Raw genomic sequence first — 19,214 nt, 5'->3', positions numbered from 1 at the left:
TCGGACGTCCGCGGGACCCCCGCCGGTCTAGCGTGGCCGGCATGGACGAGCAGCGCGAACGCAGGCCCGGCGGCTGGCCACCCTGGTGGAACTCCGGTGCCGGTGCCGGTGCTGCGGCTGGTGATGGCGCTGGACCCCGCGACGGGGACCCGGCACGCCCCCGCCTGCCGTGGCTGACGACAGCCGCGCTCACCCTGTTCGTGCAGGTCGGTTCCGGGTTCGCCGGGCACGGGCAAGCCGATCGCGCGGACCTCGGCCCCTTCGCGCGGGTGCTGCTGTTCCTGGCCACGGCGGTCCTCCTGCTGCGCCACCGCCACCCCGTGCCCGTCGTCTGCGCCACCGCCGGGCTCACCCTCGTCTACATCGGTGCCGGGTTCCCGTACGGGCCGGTCTTCCTCGCCGTCGCCGTGGGTTGCTTCGCCGCGATCGTCGCGGGGCACCGGCGCGCGGCCTGGGGCGCCGTCGGCGGGCTCTGGGCGGGGCATCTGCTGATCGCGCACTGGCTCTACGCGTGGCTGCCGCCCGGCGACGACGGCCCCCGGCCCTGGGGCGAGGAGCTCGTGGTCGCCGTCTGGGTGGTCGCGATCGTCGCCGTGTCCGAACTCGGCCGCGTACGACGTGAGCAGTGGGCCAAGGAGCGGGCCGAGCGCGCGCGGGCCGCCGAGCGGCGCGCGGACGAGGAACGGCTGCGGATGGCACGGGAGTTGCACGACGTCCTCGCGCACAGCATCTCCGTCATCAACGTCCAGGCGGGCGTCGGTCTCGCGCTGCTCGACTCCGACCCGGAACAGGCCCGCACCGCGCTGACCACCATCAAGGCCGCGAGCAAGGAGGCGCTGGGGGAGGTGCGGCAGGTCCTGGGGACCCTGCGCGCCCCGGGGGAGGCGCCGCGCACCCCGGCGCCGGGCCTCGACCGGCTGCCCGAACTGGTCGAGCAGGCGAAGAGCGCCGGGCTGACCGTCGAGGTCACGGCCGAAGGCGCGCGGACGAAGGTGCCGCCGGGCACCGACCTCGCCGCGTTCCGCATCGTCCAGGAGGCGCTGACGAACGTCGTACGGCACTCCGGTTCACGGCACGCGCGCGTGCTGGTGCGCCGCGGGACGGCGTCGCTCACCCTTCGGATCGACGACGACGGGCCCGCCACCGCCACCGACGCGGGCGGCAGCGGCAACGGACTCGCCGGAATGCGGGAGCGGGCCGCCGCCCTCGATGGCACGATCGAGGCGGGCCCGCGCCCTGACGGCGGCTTCCGCGTGACCGCCGTACTGCCGATGGCGGCGGGCCGCGCCCCCGAGGCCCGCACCGCACCCCGGGAGGACCAGTGATCCGCGTACTGCTCGCCGACGACCAGTCCCTGGTCAGGGCAGGCTTCAAGGCGCTCCTCGACGCGCAGCCGGACATCGGGGTCGCCGGGGAGGCCGCGGACGGCGAGGAAGCGGTGCGGCTGGTGCGGGAGCTGCGCCCCGACGTCGTCCTGATGGACATCCGCATGCCACGGCTCGACGGGCTCGCCGCCACCCGCCGCATCACCGACGAGCCGGGCCTCGCGGACGTGAAGGTGGTCATGCTGACCACCTTCGAGCTCGACGAGTACGTCTTCGAGGCGATCCGCTCCGGAGCGTCGGGGTTCCTGGTGAAGGACACCGAACCGGAGGAACTGCTGCGGGCGGTGCGCGCGGTGGTCGGAGGTGACGCGCTGCTCTCACCCGGGGTGACGCGCCGCCTCATCGCCGAGTTCGCTGCCCGCTCCAAGGAGCCCGCGGCCGCCGACGCCCTGGGCGCGCTGACCGAACGGGAACGGGAGGTCATGGCCTTGGTCGGCATCGGCCTCTCGAACGAGGAGATCGCCCGCCGCCTCGTCGTCAGCCCGCTCACCGCCAAGACGCACGTCAGCAGGGCCATGGTGAAGCTGAACGCCCGGGACCGCGCCCAGCTCGTCGTCCTCGCCTACGAGTCGGGGCTCGTCCGCCCCGGCTGGCTGGGCTGACGCGTCGCCCGCCGGTGTCGTACGAGGATCGTCACCAGGGTGGCGACGAAGACGCAGGCCCCGGCGATCAGGCCGGCCCTGACCAGAGTGGCCTCGCCGGGTGACCGCACACCGAAGAAGAGTGCCGGAGACGCCACGGCCAGGAGCGTGCCGCCCGCGAAGAATGTCGCGACGAACAGGGCGTAGGCGATCTCGACCGTGTTCGCGTCGCGCTCGGCCTGCGTCCGTCGCCCCATCCTTGAAGTGTGCGGTGCGTGGACCGTGCGGACAAGCATCAGGCGGCAGCGGGGCTCAATGTGAATGCACGTGCAATAAATGCCAGTGCAACAAATGGTGGGATTTCTGCTACCGTGCGTGTCATGGCGGCGAAAACGGCCGAGCGCGGGCTCGTGGATCAGTGGCGGGGCATCCTCGCGGTGCATGCGCGCACTCTGTGTGAGCTCGACCGGGAGCTGCACCCTCATGGGCTCGGTGCGAGCGACTTCGAGGTGCTTGACGTGCTGGCCGAGGGGTCTTCGGACGACGGCGGCTGTACGTTCCGGGTGCAGGAGATCTCCGCGCAGGTCCACCTGAGCCAGAGTGCGCTCTCCCGTCTCATCGGGCGTCTCGAGAAGGACGGCCTCGTGGAGCGCGGCATGTGCAGCGAGGACAGGCGGGGCGTGCGCGTCTCCCTCACCGACAAGGGGCGCGCCCTGCACCACGAGGTGCGGCCCCTGCAGCGGGCGGTCCTCAAACGGATGCTCGACGCCCCCGCCGACTGACGGCCACCCCTGTCGCCGGTCACCCCATCACGATCGCTGACCTCTCCCGCCACAGCGCCGCCAATGCGCGGTCGCCCGTCACCTGCGGGAACGGCAGCCGGTTCCACAGTGCCAGATAGAGCCGCGCCGCGGGTCCCGACACCTCGCAGTCCGCGGGCGCCGTCGCCCCGCGCTCCGTCACGGGCGGCCCGTCGGAGAGTCGTACGGTCCAACTCCGCTCGTCCGGCGTGTCCGTGGCCCGCACCCGCAGCACACGCGGCACGTCACTGCGTACGCGGCTCTTCTCGCGGGCGTGGAAGCCGAGCAGCAGCTCCTCGATCCCGTCCACGGCGAAGTCGACATCGATCGGCGACGGGGTGCCCCCGCGCGCGGACTCGGCGTCCACCCGGTGGATGGTCGTCTCGTTCGCCTGCCGACGGGCCCAGAAGGCCAGCGGCGAAGGAGCGGGCAGGAATGCCCAGCACTCGATGTCGGGCGGCGCCGCGGTGAGTGTCTCGACGAGCGCGGCGTGCCCTTCGCGGAACCAGTCGACGAGCTCTTCGCCGTCAAGGGCGGGGAGTTCACCGCCGAGCCGGTACGAGGTGCGCCGCTCGGTGATGAACGCGGCGGCCCAGCGGTGCACCATCCCCGTGTGCCGGAGCAGGTCCCGCACCTGCCAGTCGGGGCAGGTGGGAACCTTCGCGTCGGTCCCCGCCTCCGAGGCGGCCCGGGCCAGCAACCGGCCTTCCCTGTCCACGACTTGTATGTGTCCGAAAATATCCATGGGGGGATTGTGTCGGATGGAGCGCGCTGGAACCGGAACCTCCGGGTGATGTCAGACCGATTCGGTACGCTCCCCCGTCTTGCTGTCGGTCCTGCTGCCGGTCCCGGAGCGCTCGTTGGTCTCCGTACGTCGTGTCGCGAGGCCGATGACCGAGGCGACGGCGGCGAGCAGCGCGACGCTCGTCAGGGCGGTGGGCAGTGAGTACCAATCCGCCATGAAGCCGATCAGCGGTGGCCCGACCAGCATGCCGCCGTAGCCGAGTGTCGACGCGGCGGCGACCCCGCCGGGCCCGGCGAGCGCGCCCGCGCGTTCGACCGCCACCGGGAAGATGTTGGCGAGTCCGAGCCCGGTGACGGCGAATCCCGCGAGGGTGAGGCCCGCCGACGGGGCCAGCGCGCCGAGCAGCATTCCGGCACAGGCCGTCGCACCGCCGCCGACCACCGTGCGGGTCCTGCCGAGCCGCTCCAGGAGCGCGGTGCCGGAGAGCCGGCCGATCGTCATGGCGAAGGCGAAGCACGAGTAGCCCGCGGCGGCGACGCCCGGGTGCGCGTGCAGGTCCTCCTCGAGGTGCAGCGGGCCCCAGTCCGCGATGGCGCCCTCGCCGTACGCGGTGCACAGCGCGATGAGCCCGAAGACCAGGACGAGTCCGCGCGTGCGGCGGTCCATGCGGGACGGACCGCCGCGAGTGGCGGAGGCCTCGGCAGGGGTGTTCGTATCCGTGCTCCCAGCCGCCTCGGCGGCTCCGCCGAGACCGGCCGCCGCCCCGTGCCGGAGCAGCGCGGGCGCCGTCACGGCGGTGATCGCGAGGCCGACGACGGTGATGCCGAGCAGGTGCGGGGTGGGGGACAGGTGTCCGGCGACCAGTCCGCCGAGGCCCGCCCCGAGCATGCCGCCCAGGCTGAACGCCGCGTGGAAGCTGGGCATCACGGGCCGCCGGAGCGCGCGTACGAGATCCACGGCGGCGCTGTTCATCGCCACGCTGATGCCGCCGTACGCGGCCCCGAAGAACAGCAGGACGAGACCGAGGACGAGGACCGAGCCCGTCAGCGGCGGCAGCGCGACGCTCAGCGGCAGCGCCACTCCGCACGCCACCGTCATGGGGATGCTGCCGAAGCGCCGGCAGAGCCGCCCGGTGAGCGTCATGGTGACCACGGCCCCGGCGGAGACCGCGAGCAGCGCGAGCCCCAGCTGGCCGGCCGAGGCCCCCGTCTGGTCCTTGATGGCGGGGATGCGGACGACCCAGCCGGCGAAGACGAAGCCGTCCAGGGCGAAGAAGACGGTCAGCGCGATGCGTAGGCGGCGGAGGTCGGGAGCGGGGGTGGGGGTGGGGGCGGGGCCGGAGGGTCGCGGTGCTGCGAACCCGAGTTTGTTTAGTAGCGGCACAAAGTCAGGGTAGGGTGCGCGCGGGGCGTGTACAAGACAGTCGCGCGGCGGCGTACGAGACGGGTGCCGCGTCTCGCGCGACGGTGCGGGGGAGGAACCAACAGATGACGGCTGAACGGCGAGGCCGTGTACGGATCATGGGAGACTCGCCCTCATGAACGGCAAGGCTGACCCCCGTGCCGAGGGGGAAGTGACCACGCGTACCCGCCTGGAGCGAGGGCGCGGCGCGCTGGGCCCCGCGCTCGAACTGGTCCACACCGGACGCGCTCCCACCCGTGCCGTGCTCACCGCCGAGCTGGGTGTCACCCGTGCCACGGCCGGCGCCGTCGCCGCGGAGTTGGAGGCGCTCGGGCTGATCCGGATCGACGCGAAGCCCAGCGCGGCCGCGGGCTCGCAGGGCCGGCCCTCGCACCGGCTCGCCGTCGCCGACGAGGGGCCCGTGGTGCTCGCCGCGCAGGTGCACGCCGACGGTTTCCGGGCCGCCCTTGTCGGGCTCGGCGGGAGCATCGTGGCGACCGCGCCGGGCTGCGAGACCGTCGACGCCGACCCCGCGCACGTGCTCGGATCGGTCGTCGACGCGGGCGCGCGGCTGCTGCGCGAGACCGGCAGGCGCTGTGTGGGCGCGGGCCTCGCGGTACCGTCCGCGGTCGCGCAGCCGGAGGGCACCGCGCTCAACCCGCTGCACGTGGCATGGCCCGCGGGCGCGCAGGTCAGCGAGATCTTCGCGGATCGCGTACGGGACGCGGGCATCACGGGGCCGGCCTTCGCGGGCAACGACGTGAACCTCGCCGCTCTCGCCGAGCACCGCCACGGCGCTGGCCGAGGCTCCCGGGACCTACTGTGCGTGGCGACGGGACACCGGGGTGTCGGTGGCGCCCTCGTCCTCGACGGGCGCCTGCACACCGGGAGTTCGGGCCTCGCCCTGGAGGTGGGGCACCTGACCGTGAACTCCGCGGGGCGCCCCTGCCACTGCGGCAGCCGGGGCTGCCTGGACGTCGAGACGGACCCCCTCGCCTTCCTGACGGAGGCGGGCCGTGAGCCGGGGCCGGAGGGGCTGCTCGTACAGGCCCGCGACCTGCTCCGGAACGCATACGGCGACCCGTCGGTGCGCTCCGCGGCCGAGGCGCTGATCGACCGGCTCGGCCTCGGGCTCGCCGGCCTGGTCAACATCCTCAACCCCGACCGGATCATCCTGGGCGGACTGCACCGCGCCCTCCTGGAAGCCGACCCGGAGCGACTGCGCGCCGTCGTCGCGGACCGGAGCCTGTGGGGACGCAGCGGCGGCGTCCCGATCCTGGCCTGCACGCTGGACCACAACAGCCTGGTGGGGGCCGCCGAGCTGGCCTGGCAGCCGGTGCTCGACGACCCCTTGGGGGCCTTGGGGCGGGTGGAGGGGTAGCCGGGCCGGGGGCCTGGGGCAGGTGGGTGGCCAGCCCGGGCCGCGGCCATGGGGCGCGTGGACGGTTGGACGAGCCGGCGCCCTGGAGCGGGTGGACGGTCAGGCGAGCCGGTGCTCCCGGAGCGCGTGGACGGTCAGACGACTCGGCGCCCCCGGAGTGCGTGGACGGTCACGCGGGCTGGGGCACGTCGTCCGGGGTTTCGCGCACGGTGGCGGCGGGCTCGGTCCGCCCCGCGGCCGGGGCCCGGCCGCGCAGCAGGTCCGGCAGCAGGGAGAGCAGGCCGAGTGCGGCGAGACCGGCGCCGATCCACAGCGGCGCCCGCAGCCCGAACGTGTCGATGGCGGGGCCGCCGACGGACGTGGCGATGATGATGCCGAGCGTGATGAAGGACGAGTGGACGGTGTTGACCAGCGACCGGGCGTTGCTGGCGCGCTGCACACGGGTCACCAGGGCGGGATTCATCGTGACGCCGACCAGACCGATGCCCAGCATGAACACGACGGCGGGGACGCTCAGCCGGGCGAAGAGCGCGAACCCGACGAGGAAGGCCAGGTTCAGCGCCAAGCCGACGACGAGCACGGGGACGGTGCGACGGTCGGCGAGCCGGCCGACGACGGTGTTGCCGATGACGGTGGCGGCTCCGTACGCGATGAGGAGCAGCGGCACGGTGCCGGTGGAGAAGCCCGTGAGCTCGGTGAGGATCGGGTTGAGGTAACTGAAGGCGGAGAACGTCGCGCCGATCACGAAGGTGCTCGTGGTGAGGACGAGCCACAGCCGGGGGTTGCGGAAGGCGCCCAGCTCCTGCCGGAGACTGCCGCTCTCCTCGCCCGCGCCGTCGGCGCCGCTCGGCACCCCGACGAGAGTGGCCGCTGCGGCGAGCACGGTCAGGACGGTGATCGCCCAGAACGCGGCGCGCCAGCCCAGGTGTTCACCGACGACGGTGGCGAACGGAAGCCCCAGCAGCGTGCCCAGCATCAGCCCGTTGAGGGCCACCGCGACGGCACGACCGCGCACTTCGGGCCGGGTGAGGCTGGAGGCGAGCGAGATCGAGACGCCGAAGAACGCCTGGGAGGCGATGCCCGTGAGCACGCGGGCGACCAGCATGGTGCGGTAGTCGGGCGCGACGGCCGCGAGCACGTTGCCCGCCAGGAAGACCCCGAACAGCAGCATCAGGGCGGACTTCTGACGCAACCTCAGTACGGCGACGGTGAGGAAAGGCCCGCCGAGGGCCATCGCGGCGGCGAAGGCGGTGATGAGATAGCCGATCTCGGAAATCGTGGCATCCAGTCCATCGGCCATCTGCGGCATCAGTCCTGCGACCACGAATTCACTGGTCACCATGGCGAAGATGCCGAGGGCCAGTACGTATACGGCGCGGGGCATGGCGGAGTGCTCCTGTCGGGTGTCGGGCAAGTTTTGGATGGTTCAGTACAGAATGAAGGCGCGAAAGGGCGCGGATGGGCACCAAGCGGATAGGCGCTAAGGGGGGTGGGGCCGGTGTCGCTACCGGACCGCCAGCGCGTCCAGCGCGGTCTCGGCGATGGACTGCAGCGTCGCCCGGTCGGCGCCGCCCTGCGCGGAGACCCGCATGCCGGCGATGACCGCGTTGACGTAGCGGGCGAGCGCGTCGGCGTCCCGGCGGGACGTGATGTCGTCCGCCTGCTGCCCGGCCCGGATCGTGGCGCGCAGTGCGGTGAGCCGTGCCGCGAGGTCGTGCTCCAGCAGGTCGGCGGCCTCGGGGTCGCGCCCGGCCAGTTCGACCGTGGTGTTGACGGTGAGGCAGCCGATGCTGTGGCCGTTCTCGCGGTGCTCGAACTCTCCGTCGATGACCCGGGTGAGCAGCGCGCGGACGCGCTCCGTGGCCGACCGCTCCACGTCCTCCAGGATCTCGATCTGCGCGGTGTTCATCATGTCCATGTACCGGGTCAGGGATCGCCGGAACAGGTCGTGCTTACTGGTGAACGTGTTGTAGATGCTGCTGCGGCCCAGGCCGGTGGCTTCGCACAGGTCCTGGGTCGAGGTGGCCTCGTAGCCGTTCGCCCAGAAAGCGTGCATCGCCGCGTCCAGGGCCCGCTCCTCGTCGAAACTCCTCGGTCGGGCCATGTCGGTACGGTACAGGTTTTGGAACGGTCGGTGCAATACGTCTTCTGCGGCACCGCCATAGGTGGGTGATGGCAGTGCAATACGTCGCTGACGGCGCGGTCCTACCTCCACTCCACCCCGAAAGCGCGCCCCGGATTCACCGTCAGGACCCGCTCCACCAGCTCGTCGCCCACCGCCCGTGCCAGCCGGGGCCGCACCCTGCGCAGCAGATGCGGCATGCCGGGTCCTCCGTCGACCGACCGTGCCGCCGCGGTCGTCGTGTCGCCGCCGAGGAGGAGCTGGTCCCCGAAGCCCGCGTCCGCCAGGGAGCGCACGGCGTCCGGCATGCGCCAGTCCGTGGCGTGATGGGAGCGCGACGGGCCGTCGAAGGCCAGATAGGCGCCCGTCTCGGCGGCCTGGAGATGGACGCTGAGGTCGGGGGCGCGGTTGAGGTGGCCGAGGATCACCCGGTGCGGTGGCACGGCGAACTCGCCGCAGAGCAGGTCGAGTACGTCCAGGGCGCCGGTGCCCAGCTCCAGGTGGACGGCGATCGGCGCACCCGTCGCCCGGTGTGCCTCGGCCGCCGACGCCATCGTCAGGCGCGCGTGGCCGTCAAGACCGTGGAAACCGCCCGCGACCTTGATCAGCCCGGCTCGCACGCCGGACTCCCCGATGCCCTCGGTCAGTTCACGGACGAAGAGATCCGTGAGCCCGTCCGCGTGGAGCCCGTTGACGAACTCCTGGGTGTAGTGGACTGCTTGGTGCAGTCCCGTCGCGGCGACGAGGTGAACGCCCGTCGCCCTGGACAACTCGGGCAGCCGTCCGGCGCACCGCCCCATGCCGTGGGGCGTCCACTGCACGACGCTCTGCCCGCCCACCGCGCGGAACGCCGCCAGCTCGGCGGCCGCGGCGTCGGCCGAATCCAGCTCCTGGCCCGGCAGTTGGGGGCTGCGCAGGAAGAGGTGGTCATGGGCGTCGCAGACACCGAGGCCGGTCGAGTCGATGTCCCCGAGGACGGTACGGACCCTGCGTACCGGCTGCTTCTCGGTCACCACTGCCGTCCGCGCGGCAGCTTCTCCCGCTCGGGCGACGAGAGGTGCAGCACCTGGAAGACATCGCCGAGGCCGTCCGGCGCCTCGTGCTCCCAGAGCGAGAAGTGCACGGCCTCCCAGGTGCGCGGGTCGACGGCGGCCAGCGCGCTCGACGCGCCGCCCTCACGCACCAGCCGCCGCGCCTCGGCGGCGAGTTCGCCCGCGAGTTCCGGCAGCCGGGCCGGCGCGGGGATCCGCTGGTGCCGGCGGACGGCCACCCTCGGTACGGCTCCGGGTGCGTCGCCCTCCTCGTACGCGAGGACGGTCCAGTTCTGCACCACCGGTCGCCCGAAATCGTCGACGAGCCCTTGGAACCCGGGCCCCCAGAGGAAGGAGTTCATGCCCTCGGCGGTGTTCCAGAGATAGAACGGCGCGTACTGGTTCACGGGCGAGCCGTCCCTGCCGCGCTCGCGCATCAGGTACGCCTTGAACCCGAGCCCGGGGAACGTGTCGAGCAGGTGGCCCTTCGACGCGACTCGGTGACGGATGACGTCCATGTCGTAGTCGGCGGGCAGGGTGATCTCGTACTGCATCGCATGCACAGTGGTGCACTCCCTTGGTGGCGGGCTCAGTTGGGGTAGGTGCCGGCTTCGACCAGGGCGCCCCAGTCGACGGTGGTCCCGTCCGCCGCCGCCTCGACCACGGCCAGATGCGTCATGAACGTGCGCGGCCCCGCGCCGTGCCAGTGCGTTTCGCCGGGCTCGATCCAGACGGTGTCGCCTGCCCTGATCGACTCGACCGGGCCGCCCTCGCGCTGCACGAGCCCCTCGCCCTCGGTGACGTGCAGGACTTGACCGTGAGGGTGGCGGTGCCAGGCGGTGCGGGCGCCCGGCGCGAAGTGGACGCTGAACATGCGCAGCCGGGACGGGGGTTCGGGCGCGGCGATCTCATCGAGCCAGACGGTTCCGGTGAAGTGTTCGGCGGCCCCGCGCACGCTGTCGGGTCGGTTCCGGGTGATGTGCAACGCGGGCATCCTTACGCGGTGGTGGTGGGGGAGGGGGGAGCAGTGGACGGAGTGACAGCGGGCGCGGGATTCGTGCGCGAGGCCGCGAGCATCGTGAGCAGGCCGCGTACCGCCGCGTCGAAAGCGGTCGGTGAACCCGAGGAGCGGGCCAGGACATAGCCGCCCTGCACGGTCGCGACGATCGCCGACGCGGTGTCCCGCGCGTCGAGCGTGGCCGTGAACTCGCCCTGGCCCTGGCCCTCTTCGACGATTCCGGCGAGCCGGTCGCGCAGCCAGTCGAGCGTCTCGGTGACGGGTGCGCGCAGCTTGTCGCTCGTGATGACGTCCGGGTCCATCGTGAGTCGGCCGACCGGGCAGCCCTTCAACACGTCGCGCTCGCGCAGCAGATAGGCCTCGATGCGCGTGTACGCAGAACCGTCGCCGCTCAGGACGGCTTCGGCGGTGGCCCGCATCTCCTCGGCGGTGCGGCGGATCGCGGCGAGCGCGAGGTCGGGCTTCCCGGCGAAATGGTGGTACATGCTGCCCTGCCCGGCGCCCGCGTGCTGCTGGATGGCCTTGGGGCTCGTACCGACGTACCCCCGCTCCCACAGCAGCTCGCGGGTGGACTCGATCAGACGCTCCGGAGTGCTCATGCGCTCACTGTACATACTAGTAGGTACAGAGGTCCACAGGTGGTGGAAGCAGGCGCGGACGCCGCACGTACTCCCCGGGTGGTACGCGTGGTGCCGCTGGCCGTACGACGACGTGAGGGCACCCCAGGGGCGAGTTTGGAGGCATCAGGCAGCACCCACAGAACAACCTGCTTCGTAGGAGATGACTTCAGATGCAGACCCTGGCGCACTGGGACGGCGGGCCCGGCCCGTGGATCCTCTTCTTCCCGCTGATCTGGGCGGCCGTCGTCATCGGCGCCGTCACCCTGCTCCGCCGCACCGTGTGGCGCGGCCGTCGCGGCCCGCTCCGGGCGCCGGGTGCTCCCACCGGCATCGACGAGAACTCCCCCATCGCCGTGCTCGGCCGCCGCTTCGCCGCGGGCGAGATCGACGAGGACGAGTACTGGCGCAGGCTGACCGTCCTCAACGAGGAGTTCGGCCGCACGTCCAAGGGCGGTGCGGCATGAGCGCCACGCCGGGCCGACCCGCCCACCCTGTTGATACCGACACCGGCGCCGACACCCACGTCGGCGTCGGCGCCGCCCGCGTCGCCGACGCCGTGAAGGTCTACGGCAGCGGAGACACCGCAGTACGGGCCCTGGACGGGGTGAGCGTCGCCTTTCCGGCCGGGCGGTTCACCGCGATCATGGGGCCCTCCGGGTCGGGCAAGTCCACCCTGATGCACTGCGCGGCAGGCCTGGACACGCTCACTTCGGGCGCCGCCTTCATCGGCGACACGGAGCTCGGGAAGCTGGACGACCGGCGCCTGACGCTGCTGCGCCGGGACCGCGTCGGCTTCGTCTTCCAGGCGTTCAACCTGGTCCCGACGCTCACCGTCGCCGAGAACATCACCCTGCCCATGGACCTCGCGGGCATCGACGGCGACCGCGAGTGGACGGATGCCCTCGTCGACGTCGTCGGACTGCGCGACCGGCTGCACCACCGGCCCGCCGAACTCTCCGGCGGACAGCAGCAACGAGTCGCCGTTGCGCGGGCGTTCGCCGGCCGGCCCGACGTCGTCTTCGCCGACGAGCCGACCGGCAACCTCGACTCGTGCTCCGGTGAAGAGGTGCTGAACCTGCTCGGCGACGCGGTGCGCCGGATGGGCCGCACCGTCGTCATGGTCACTCACGACCCGGTGGCCGCCGCCCACGCCGACGAGGTCGTCTTCCTCGCCGACGGACGGCTCGTGGACCGGATGGCGGGGCCGACCGCGGACAAGGTCCTTGACCGCCTGAAGGCGTTCGACACGAAGCCGCCCACGAGCCCCGCCCCGGGCACCCGCACGAAGGACCCGGCGTCATGAACTCCCCGAAATCCCACCGCCATCAAGGGGCCCTGGCCGCCTCCATGCGCCTCAGCACGGCCTCACTGCGCGGCCACAAACGCCGCTTCGCCGGTACGTTCCTCGCCGTCATGCTCGGCGTCGCCTTCCTGGCGGGCACGCTCGTCATGGGCGACACCCTGCGCGCCGGCTTCGACACGATGTTCGGCAACGCGACCAGCGGCACCGACGCCGTCGTCCGCAGCGCCGCCACCATCACCACCCCCGACGACAGCCAGGGCACCCGCCAGCCCGTCAGGACCGACCTCGTCGGGAAGATCGGGAAGATCGGGAAGGCTGAGAAGACCGGGAAGACGGGGCCGGTGGCGGCCGCCGAGCCCAGCATCGAAGGCGCGGGCCAGCTCCTCGGCAAGGACGGCGAGCCCATCGGCGGCCAGGGCCCGCCTACCCTCGCGGGCAACTGGATCGACGACGAGGAGCTGAACGCGTACCGACTCGCCGAAGGCCGGGCCCCGGCGCGCCCCGGCGAGGTCGTCGTCAACCGCGGCGCCGCCGAGACCGGGGGCCTGAGGATCGGCGACACGACGACGCTGCGCACCCCCGACCCGGTCGAGGTGAAGATCGTGGGCCTCGCGACCTTCGGCGGCGAGGACGGCATGGCGCAGACCACGTTCACCGGCATGACGCGGGCCGACGCCGAGAAGTACCTCATGCCGAAGCCCGGCGAGGCCTCGACCATCCGGGTGCGGGCCGGCCCTGGCGTGAGTGAACAGGAGCTCGTCGACGCGCTGACTCCCGTGCTTCCGCGCGGAGTCGAGGCCATCACGGGCGAGGCGTCGGCCGCGGAGAGCACCGACAACATCTCGGGTCAGTTCCTCGACCTCTTCACCAGCTTCCTGCTGGTCTTCTCCGGCGTGGCGCTGCTGGTCGCCACCTTCAGCATCCACAACACGTTCGCCATCGTCGTCGCCCAGCGCACCCGCGAGAACGCCCTCCTGCGCGCGCTCGGCGCCTCGCGCCGCCAGGTCACCGCCGCCACCCTCGTCGAGGCGGGCGCCGTCGCCGTGGTCGCGTCGGCCGCGGGCCTCGCGGGCGGCATCGGGGTCGCCGCCGGGCTGCAGGCGCTGTTCCCCGCCATCGGATTCCCGTTCCCCGAAGGGGAGTTGGTGATCAGCGCGCTCTCCATGCTGCTGCCGCTCGCCGTCGGCGTCGTGGTCTGCCTGGGCTCGGCGGTGGTGCCCGCGGTGCGGGCCGGGCGCACCGCCCCGCTCGCCGCGCTGCGCGAGACCGCCGTCGACCACTCGGGCGCCTCGCGCCGCCGCGCAGTCCTGGGCACGGTTCTCGCGCTGACCGCCGTGGGTCTCGCCCTCACCGGCGTCCTCGTCAGCCCCTCGGTCTGGCTCGCCGGGGCCGGTGCGGCGCTGGCCCTCGTCTCCTTCGTGGTGCTCGGCCCGGTCGCCTCCTCGCGAGCCGTACGCATCCTCGGCGGGCCCCTCGACCGGCTGCGCGGCGCCACCGGCGGCCTCGCCCGGCGCAACGCCCTGCGGAGCCCGAAGCGGACCGCGGCCACCGCGAGCGCGCTGATGATCGGCGTCGCCGTCGTCTCCCTCTTCACGGTCTTCGGCGCCTCGCTGAAGGCCACGATGGACCAGACCGTGAACCGGTCCTTCGCCGGTGACGTCGCGATCAGCGCCCCCGGCTTCGGCGGGGGCGGCAGCGGCCTGAGCCCGAAGCTGGCCCCCGCGCTCGCCGAGCGGCCGGAGGTCGAGACCGCCGTGGGTCTCGGCAGGGGAGCCGCGGAGGTCGACGGGGAGGGCCGCGCGCTCACCGTCACCGACCCGGAGCCCTTCGCGGACTCCTTCGACCTCGGCAAGGTCGAAGGGTCGCTGGGCGCGCTCGGCGACGACGGCATCGCGATCACCCGGCCCGAGGCGGAGAAGCGGGACCTGAAGGTCGGCTCCCGGGTCCAACTGGCCTTCGCCGACGGCGAGAAGGAGACCTTCACGGTCCGCGCGGTCTACGGCCTCTCCGAACTCGCCGGTGACTACGTCATCACCCGTGAGGCCTGGGCACCGCACCGCGTGCAGGACGCCGACAGCGTCGTGTCCGTCACCTTCAAGGACGGCGTGAGCACCGCCGAAGGCAAGGCCGCCATCGCGAAGACGGTGCGGGACCACGGCGATCCGGACGTGCAGACCCGCTCCGAGTACGCGGCGGCCTCCGCGGGCGGCATCGACATGATGCTCACCCTCGTCTACGCGCTGCTCGCCCTCGCGGTGCTCATCGCACTGCTCGGCATCGCCAACACGCTGACCCTCGCGATCCACGAGCGCACCCGCGAACTGGGGCTGCTGCGTGCCGTCGGCCAGACCAGGGCCCAGCTGCGGGCCATGGTCCGCTGGGAGTCGGTGCTCGTCGCCGCCTTCGGCACGGCCGGCGGGCTCGCGCTCGGCGGCTTCCTCGGCTGGGTGCTCGTCAAGGCGTCCGACGGCGCCACCGAGACCGCCTTCGCGTTCGCCGTGCCGCCGGGGCGGCTCGCGGTGGTCGCCCTGGTGGGCCTGGCCGCGGGCGCCTTGGCGGGCCTGCGCCCGGCTCGGCGGGCGGCGCGGCTCGACGTGCTGAGGGCCATCGCCACCGAATGACGCGCCTGCCGCGCACGGAACGGGACGTCACCGCCCGGTCAGCCGACAACGGCCGACCGGGCGGGAGTCTTCTCGACCACCCCGTACACCGGATACGAGGACACGGACACCGCGGGGGAGGGGGCCGGCAGCGTGAACCACACGACTTTCCCCGCGTCGCCCTGTGGACGGACGCCCCAGCTCTCGCTCACCGCGGCGACCATCGCGAGCCCTCTGCCACAGGTGGCGAGCGACTCCACGTCATGGACCTGGGGAAGCCGGGGATCGTGGTCGTGGACGGAGACCGTGAGCCGGTCGAGCAGCAGCTCGATCTCCACGGTGCACAGCTTGTCCTCGGCGTGCAGGTGGACGTTGGTCAGCAACTCCGTCACACCGAGGGCGGCCTGGTCTATCAAGGGATCGAGATGCCAGTAGCGCAACTGCGCAGATACGATTCTGCGGACCTGGCGGATCCGCGACGGCAGGGCCTGGAGCTCTACCGTGCAATGCCTGCTTGGCTGGCTGATCACGGCTGCGACTCCCCGAATTGAGTCCGGAAGAAGACGACGATCGGATCCAGCAGGGGCCGCGTGGTCTGCCGCCTGCTGTGTGGCCGGCGGGGCTGGTTCGCAGCGTCATCGCCGGTAAACCCAGAGTGATGTGAGACCAGAGTGACCCAGGGGGTGGGGGCGTGCAACTCGCGCGTGGTGCGGCGGGTCCGCTCAGCTCCGTGGACGCTGGTGCTCCGTGGCGCTGCGCACCGCCTCGATGAACCTGCGCACCGTCGGCGGCCCGGTCTCACCCGGACGTGGTTCGTGGTCGCCGAGCGTGAGCAGGTAGCGGGTGCCGTTCACTTCGGCGAGAGCCCTGTCCTCCGGGGCGAACCACGGCTTTCCCGTACGCACCGCCTGCAGTGGCGCGCTGTCGATCTCCGTGCCGTAACTGGTCAGCAACTCCAGCCTGCCGTTGGTGATACGGACCTCGCCGGCACGCGTGAGGGAGCGCAAGCGCCGCCCGATCCGCACGCCCGTAGCCGTGAACTCCGGCTCCGCCATGGCTCTGTGCCCCCTTGTGCGTTTCGGTGGATCGCTCCGACCGGGACAGGCGTCCCGTGCGGTGAAGTCTGCACGCACCCGGCGTGGAGCACCAGTGCGCACGGGGGTGTCCGACAGGCACTTCGCAGCAGCCCACAGCGGTGTTCCGTGCGCTCCCCCCGAGGCTGCGCCAGCTGTGCCTTTGAGGTGCTCAAAGGTGTGTTTATGCAGGTGAGAAGCGTGTGGCGGGTGTTTAAGATCGAGGTGTACGGCCGCGTCGAATCGCGTCCGGCACGACGCGAAGGAGCCCCGCCGTGAGCACCCCACAGCAGATTCGAGCCGACGAGCCGATGCCGACGCTCGACGTCGACCACAGCGACGAAACGTACCGTTCCTGGCTCAAAGAAGCCGTCCGCAAGGTCCAGGCGGACGCGAACCGTTCGGCCGACACGCACCTGCTGCGCTTCCCGCTGCCCGAGCAGTGGGGCATCGACCTGTACCTCAAGGACGAGTCGACCCACCCGACGGGCAGCCTCAAGCACCGCCTCGCCCGCTCGCTGTTCCTCTACGGCCTGTGCAATGGCTGGATCCGCCCGGGCCGCCCGGTGATCGAGGCGTCCAGCGGGTCCACGGCCGTCTCCGAGGCGTACTTCGCGAAGCTGATCGGGGTGCCCTTCATCGCGGTGATGCCGCGCACGACCAGCGCCGAGAAGATCCGCCTGATCGAGTTCCACGGCGGCCGGTGCCACTTCGTGGACGACCCGCGCACGATGTACGCGGAGTCCGCGGCCCTCGCCGTCGAGACGGGCGGGCACTACATGGACCAGTTCACCTACGCGGAACGGGCCACCGACTGGCGGGGCAACAACAACATCGCCGAATCGATCTACCAGCAGCTCAGGCTGGAGCGCTACCCGGAGCCCGCGTGGATCGTCGCCACGGCGGGCACCGGCGGCACCTCGGCCACCATCGCGCGCTACGTCCACTACATGCAGCACGACACCCGCATCTGCGTCGCCGACCCGGAGAACTCCTGCTTCTTCGACGGCTGGACGAAGAGCGACCCGGACGCCACGAGCGACTGCGGCTCCCGCATCGAGGGCATCGGCAGGCCCCGCATGGAGCCGAGCTTCGTGCCCGGCGCGATCGACCGCATGATGAAGGTGCCGGACGCGGCGTCCGTCGCCGCGGTGCGCGCCCTGGAACAAGCCATCGGCCGCAAGGCGGGCGGCTCGACCGGCACGGGCCTGTGGAGCGCCCTGAAGATCGTCGCCGAGATGGTCGCCGCGGGCCGCACGGGCAGCGTCGTGACCTTGATCTGCGACCCCGGTGACCGCTATCTGGACAAGTACTACTCGGACGCGTGGCTGGCCGAACAGGGCCTGGACATCGCGCCGTACGCGCTCGCGATCGACACGCTGCTGACCACGGGGGCGTGGCCCGAGTAGCCGCCCTCCCCGGCTCGGAGCCTATGCCCCGGCTGCGGCGAGCTGCCGGTCCAGAGCCGTGACGGCGTCGCGGAACGACCGCCCGAGGCCCGGGCGCACGAGCCTCATGGCGCCGCGCAGGGGCGCGGTGCCGTCCATGGCAAAGGTCCACTGCACCCGGGTGCCGGTGGCATCGGCTCCGGTGGTTCCGGCCGGGCCGGTGGCTTCGGCTCCGGTGGTTCCGGCCGTGCCGGTGGTTTCGGCGCGGGCCGGGGCCAGCCGCCACTCCTCGACGAGGGCGCGCAGGCCGGGCGCGTTCGTCTCGTCGACGCGATAGGTGTACCGCACCGGTCCGTCGGCGGCGAGGATCGACTCCTGGAAGCGCGTCCCGCCCTTGAGCCGGACCTCGCGGCCGGTGCCCCCGCCGGTCGGCCGGCACAGGGTGACCGCGGTGAACCACCGGGGCCAGCCCGTCACATCCTCGGCCAAGGCGTGGTAGACCGCCTCGGGAGGCGCGCTCACCTCGCGTACGAAGACCAGACGCACCGGAGCGGAATCCACGAACTCGAGCCCCACGGGGCGAAGTCGGCGTGCCATGTAACTCTGCCCCCAGTGGACGGATGGTTGACCGAGTTCCGTCACCTTAGCTGGCGGGCCGTCAGATGTCTGCGCCGTCCTCGGAGTTGTCGGCGCCCTCCGCGGCGGGACCGTCGGTCTCTCCGTCGGTCTCTCCGTCCTTCGCCCGCTCGCCCGTGATCACCAGCCGGTTCAGATGCTCGGAGATCTCCGTGCGCGCCTCGGCGGGCAGCCCCGCGTCGGTCACCAGCGTGTCGACCTGCGAGAGCGTCGCGAACGAACTCAGGCCCACCGTCCCCCACTTGGTGTGGTCCGCGACCACCACGACGCGCCGCGCCGACTGCACCAGACGCCGGTTGGTCTCGGCCTCCGCCAGATTCGGCGTCGACAGGCCGGCCTCCAGAGATATGCCGTGCACACCGAGGAAGAGCACGTCGAAGTGGAGCGCCCCGATCGCCTGGTCCGCGACCGGGCCGACCAGCGAGTCCGACGGGGTCCGCACACCGCCCGTCAGCACGACCGTCGCCGCGCCCTGCCGCTGTCCGGAGGTGCGCTGCGCGGAGTGGAAGACGTCCGCTACCCGCACCGAGTTCGTCACGACCGTCAGGTCCGGGACGTCCAAGAGGTGGTGGGCCAGCGCGAACGTCGTCGTACCACCGGACAGGGCGATCGCCGTGCCGGGCGCCACCAGGGACGCCGCGGCCCGCGCGATGTCCTCCTTGGCGGTCGGCTCCAGGCCCGACTTGGCCTCGAACCCCGGCTCGTGCGTGCTCGCCTCGACCACCGGGACCGCGCCGCCGTGGACCTTCTCCAGCACGCCCTGGCGGGCCAGCGCGTCGAGGTCGCGGCGGACCGTCATGTCGGACACGCCGAGCTTGCGGGTGAGTTCATTGACACGGACACCGCCGCGGCGGCGCACCTCGTCGAGGATCAGGGCGCGGCGCTGCTCGGCGAGGAGGTTCTGATTGTCACTCACGCCCGGTCCGGCCCTTCTGCCTCGTCACGTCCGTCGCGCCCGCCCGGCGCGCTGCCTCATCCTCGCACGCGCGACCGACAGCCGTGCCACCGACCGGCGGCTCACGCACGGCCCGTAACGGCCCTGAACGACCGGAAACAGCCGGGAAGCTCACCAGGAAGGGGGAGATTGCGTGACGAGGGGTGCGCGGAGGGCCACGAGCCGAGATCCTTGG

21 protein-coding genes are annotated in these 19,214 nt (G+C 72.3%); 8 read left to right on the top strand and 13 right to left on the bottom strand.

Annotated features, from left to right (window positions below; genetic code table 11):
- Positions 1-41: 41 nt before the first annotated feature.
- Together ACH4D5_RS29615 and ACH4D5_RS29610 are read left to right on the top strand one after the other, a co-directional pair.
- Complete coding sequence (locus tag ACH4D5_RS29615) at positions 42-1,325, top strand: sensor histidine kinase (protein WP_398308267.1); 1,284 nt, start codon at positions 42-44, stop codon at positions 1,323-1,325.
- A complete protein-coding gene (locus tag ACH4D5_RS29610; RefSeq protein WP_398308265.1) occupies positions 1,322-1,987 on the top strand; it encodes a response regulator in 666 nt (221 codons plus the stop codon). Before ACH4D5_RS29615 ends, ACH4D5_RS29610 begins: the two co-directional genes overlap by 4 nt.
- On the opposite strand, the gene ACH4D5_RS29605 is transcribed toward ACH4D5_RS29610, so the two are convergent.
- Positions 1,948-2,223: a DUF6332 family protein gene (locus tag ACH4D5_RS29605; RefSeq protein WP_398308263.1), complete on the bottom strand. Its 276-nt coding sequence runs from the start codon at positions 2,221-2,223 to the stop codon at positions 1,948-1,950. The two genes, ACH4D5_RS29610 and ACH4D5_RS29605, sit on opposite strands and share 40 nt — an antisense overlap.
- A gap of 123 nt (positions 2,224-2,346) precedes the next feature.
- Here ACH4D5_RS29605 and ACH4D5_RS29600 point away from each other — a divergent pair, with 123 nt between their 5' ends.
- Positions 2,347-2,748, top strand: a complete 402-nt coding sequence (locus tag ACH4D5_RS29600; RefSeq protein WP_398308261.1) for a MarR family winged helix-turn-helix transcriptional regulator — start codon at positions 2,347-2,349, stop codon at positions 2,746-2,748.
- A gap of 19 nt (positions 2,749-2,767) precedes the next feature.
- Here the strand turns inward: ACH4D5_RS29600 and ACH4D5_RS29595 are convergent, their stop codons facing one another.
- The gene (locus ACH4D5_RS29595; protein ID WP_398308259.1) at positions 2,768-3,511 is read right to left on the bottom strand and encodes a maleylpyruvate isomerase family mycothiol-dependent enzyme; all 744 of its coding nucleotides are present in this window, start codon (positions 3,509-3,511) and stop codon (positions 2,768-2,770) included.
- A 51-nt stretch (positions 3,512-3,562) separates the two neighbouring features.
- The gene (locus ACH4D5_RS29590; protein ID WP_398308257.1) at positions 3,563-4,894 is read right to left on the bottom strand and encodes an MFS transporter; all 1,332 of its coding nucleotides are present in this window, start codon (positions 4,892-4,894) and stop codon (positions 3,563-3,565) included.
- A gap of 154 nt (positions 4,895-5,048) precedes the next feature.
- On the opposite strand from ACH4D5_RS29590, the gene ACH4D5_RS29585 reads away from it, so the two are divergent.
- On the top strand, positions 5,049-6,293 hold the full coding sequence (locus ACH4D5_RS29585) for an ROK family protein (protein ID WP_398308255.1): 1,245 nt from the start codon (positions 5,049-5,051) through the stop codon (positions 6,291-6,293).
- A 169-nt stretch (positions 6,294-6,462) separates the two neighbouring features.
- Here ACH4D5_RS29585 and ACH4D5_RS29580 read toward each other — a convergent pair whose 3' ends face one another.
- The 6 genes from ACH4D5_RS29580 to ACH4D5_RS29555 all read right to left on the bottom strand — a co-directional run bounded on the left by ACH4D5_RS29580 (position 6,463) and on the right by ACH4D5_RS29555 (position 11,078).
- Positions 6,463-7,677, bottom strand: a complete 1,215-nt coding sequence (locus ACH4D5_RS29580) for an MFS transporter (protein WP_398308253.1) — start codon at positions 7,675-7,677, stop codon at positions 6,463-6,465.
- A 120-nt stretch (positions 7,678-7,797) separates the two neighbouring features.
- Entirely contained in the window at positions 7,798-8,397 is a 600-nt protein-coding gene (locus ACH4D5_RS29575; RefSeq protein WP_398308251.1) for a TetR/AcrR family transcriptional regulator, read from the bottom strand.
- 101 nt (positions 8,398-8,498) lie between these two features.
- Positions 8,499-9,428 (bottom strand): phosphotriesterase, encoded by a 930-nt coding sequence (locus ACH4D5_RS29570; protein WP_398308249.1) that lies wholly within the window; start codon positions 9,426-9,428, stop codon positions 8,499-8,501.
- Entirely contained in the window at positions 9,425-10,009 is a 585-nt protein-coding gene (locus ACH4D5_RS29565) for a DUF4865 family protein (protein ID WP_398308248.1), read from the bottom strand. Before ACH4D5_RS29565 ends, ACH4D5_RS29570 begins: the two co-directional genes overlap by 4 nt.
- A gap of 26 nt (positions 10,010-10,035) precedes the next feature.
- Positions 10,036-10,431, bottom strand: a complete 396-nt coding sequence (locus ACH4D5_RS29560; protein ID WP_398308246.1) for a cupin domain-containing protein — start codon at positions 10,429-10,431, stop codon at positions 10,036-10,038.
- 11 nt (positions 10,432-10,442) lie between these two features.
- Positions 10,443-11,078: a TetR/AcrR family transcriptional regulator gene (locus ACH4D5_RS29555; protein ID WP_398308244.1), complete on the bottom strand. Its 636-nt coding sequence runs from the start codon at positions 11,076-11,078 to the stop codon at positions 10,443-10,445.
- Between the two features lie 176 nt (positions 11,079-11,254).
- On the opposite strand from ACH4D5_RS29555, the gene ACH4D5_RS29550 reads away from it, so the two are divergent.
- The 3 genes from ACH4D5_RS29550 to ACH4D5_RS29540 are packed head-to-tail and all read left to right on the top strand — an operon-like array spanning position 11,255 to position 15,008.
- Positions 11,255-11,548: an SHOCT domain-containing protein gene (locus ACH4D5_RS29550; protein ID WP_398308242.1), complete on the top strand. Its 294-nt coding sequence runs from the start codon at positions 11,255-11,257 to the stop codon at positions 11,546-11,548.
- Positions 11,545-12,387 (top strand): ABC transporter ATP-binding protein, encoded by an 843-nt coding sequence (locus ACH4D5_RS29545; RefSeq protein WP_398308240.1) that lies wholly within the window; start codon positions 11,545-11,547, stop codon positions 12,385-12,387. The genes ACH4D5_RS29550 and ACH4D5_RS29545 overlap by 4 nt, the downstream gene beginning before the upstream one ends.
- Positions 12,388-12,419: 32 nt before the next feature.
- Complete coding sequence (locus ACH4D5_RS29540; protein WP_398308473.1) at positions 12,420-15,008, top strand: ABC transporter permease; 2,589 nt, start codon at positions 12,420-12,422, stop codon at positions 15,006-15,008.
- 38 nt (positions 15,009-15,046) lie between these two features.
- On the opposite strand, the gene ACH4D5_RS29535 is transcribed toward ACH4D5_RS29540, so the two are convergent.
- Together ACH4D5_RS29535 and ACH4D5_RS29530 are read right to left on the bottom strand one after the other, a co-directional pair.
- Positions 15,047-15,517: an ATP-binding protein gene (locus tag ACH4D5_RS29535; RefSeq protein ID WP_398308238.1), complete on the bottom strand. Its 471-nt coding sequence runs from the start codon at positions 15,515-15,517 to the stop codon at positions 15,047-15,049.
- A 192-nt stretch (positions 15,518-15,709) separates the two neighbouring features.
- Positions 15,710-16,042 (bottom strand): hypothetical protein, encoded by a 333-nt coding sequence (locus tag ACH4D5_RS29530; RefSeq protein WP_398308236.1) that lies wholly within the window; start codon positions 16,040-16,042, stop codon positions 15,710-15,712.
- A 329-nt stretch (positions 16,043-16,371) separates the two neighbouring features.
- Between ACH4D5_RS29530 and ACH4D5_RS29525 the strand changes: the two genes are divergently transcribed.
- Positions 16,372-17,469, top strand: coding sequence for a PLP-dependent cysteine synthase family protein (locus tag ACH4D5_RS29525; protein ID WP_398308471.1), 1,098 nt, complete (start codon positions 16,372-16,374; stop codon positions 17,467-17,469).
- Positions 17,470-17,490: 21 nt separating this feature from the next.
- On the opposite strand, the gene ACH4D5_RS29520 is transcribed toward ACH4D5_RS29525, so the two are convergent.
- Both ACH4D5_RS29520 and ACH4D5_RS29515 read right to left on the bottom strand, forming a co-directional pair.
- The gene (locus ACH4D5_RS29520) at positions 17,491-18,045 is read right to left on the bottom strand and encodes an SRPBCC family protein (RefSeq protein WP_398308234.1); all 555 of its coding nucleotides are present in this window, start codon (positions 18,043-18,045) and stop codon (positions 17,491-17,493) included.
- 61 nt (positions 18,046-18,106) lie between these two features.
- The gene (locus ACH4D5_RS29515) at positions 18,107-19,000 is read right to left on the bottom strand and encodes a DeoR/GlpR family DNA-binding transcription regulator (protein WP_398308232.1); all 894 of its coding nucleotides are present in this window, start codon (positions 18,998-19,000) and stop codon (positions 18,107-18,109) included.
- Positions 19,001-19,214 lie beyond the last annotated feature (214 nt).

The organism is Streptomyces sp. NPDC018029 (genome assembly GCF_044327655.1).
GTDB lineage: Bacteria > Actinomycetota > Actinomycetes > Streptomycetales > Streptomycetaceae > Streptomyces.
Note: the sequence above shows the minus strand (reverse complement) of the source record. Positions and strands in the feature narration are given on the sequence as shown.